The sequence below is a fragment of the Streptomyces sp. SD15 genome (assembly GCF_054462255.1).
Window position 1 is genome coordinate 1 of record NZ_JBTLMO010000138.1, and the last position, 1,281, is coordinate 1,281.

Annotated in this window: 1 protein-coding gene; it reads left to right on the top strand. The window is 63.3% G+C overall.

Annotation, left to right across the window (positions count from 1 at the left end; translation table 11 throughout):
• The first annotated feature begins 68 nt into the window (after positions 1-68).
• Positions 69-1,237 (top strand): IS3 family transposase gene (locus ACX28W_RS43880; protein WP_459005686.1). Its coding sequence is split into 2 segments (ribosomal slippage): positions 69-321 and positions 321-1,237, totalling 1,170 coding nucleotides; the frame shifts between segments, so codons are not numbered across the junction.
• The last annotated feature ends 44 nt before the right edge of the window (positions 1,238-1,281 follow it).

The window sequence follows — 1,281 nt, forward strand, 5'->3', positions numbered from 1 at the left end:
TGAGGCGCCCCGAAGTTCTCGGACAGCGGTCCCCATAGGATCGAAGTCCAGAACGGCGGAGAGAGCACGTGGCACAGAAGCGTAGGAAGTTCAGTCCTGAATTTCGGGACGAGGCGGTCAAGATGGTGGTCGTGGAGTCCCGCCCGATCGCCGAGGTCGCCCGAGAGATACAAGTGAACGAGGGAACGCTGGGCACCTGGGTCAGCCGGTACCGGCAGGAGCACGCCGGGGAGGAGCCTCCCCTGAACATCAGCGAACGCGCCCGCCTGCGCGAGCTGGAACGCGAGAACCGGGAACTCCGGATGAAGACCGAGTTCCTGGGAAAAGCGGCGGCCTTCTTCGCCCAGGAATACCGGTGACGGAGAAGTACGAGTTCATCGACGGCGAGGCCGGTAACTTTCCCGTGCAGCAGATGTGCACCTGGGCGGGAGTATCCACGTCGGGCTTCTACCACTGGAGATCGAGGCCATTGTCGGCCACCGCGAAGCGCCGTGCGGAACTGCGGGCCGTCATCCTCCAGGTCTTCTCCGACTCTCAGGAGACCTACGGCTACCGGCGTGTCCACGCCGCGCTCCAGCGGATGAACGTGCAGGCCGGAGTGGAACTGGTCCGTGCGCTGATGCGCGAGCTCGGCCTGGTGCCATGCCAGCCGCGGCCCTGGCGGGCGACCACGATCGCCGATGATGCGGCGCCGGCCACGCCCGACCTGCTGGCCCGTGACTTCACCGCTGACGCTCCCGGGCGCAAACTGGTCAGCGACATCACCTACGTTCACACCTGGGCCGGGTTCCTTTATCTCGCGACCGTCATCGACTGCCACACCAAAGCGGTGGTCGGCTGGGCGATGGCCGACCACATGAAGACCTCTCTCATATCGGATGCACTCGATATGGCGGCCCGGAACATCGACCTCGCCGAAGGCTGCATATTTCATTCCGATCGCGGCAGTCAATACACGTCTCGGGAACTTCGTTCCAAGCTCAGTTCGTTGGGCCTGCGAGCGTCGGTCGGCCGCACCGGTGTCTGCTGGGACAATGCGATGGCTGAATCATTTTTCGGTGCCCTCAAAAACGAACTCGTGCACCGAACTACGTTCCCAACACGCGCACACGCCCACCGGGCTATCGTCCGCTACATCGAGATGTTCTACAATCGAAAGCGCCTCCACTCCGGACTCGGCTACAAGACTCCCGCAGAAGTCCACGCCGAGTACGAGGAGTTGCAGACAGCGGCATAGGCAGAACCCTCAACACCGCTGTCCGAGAAGCGCAGGGCCCCTCA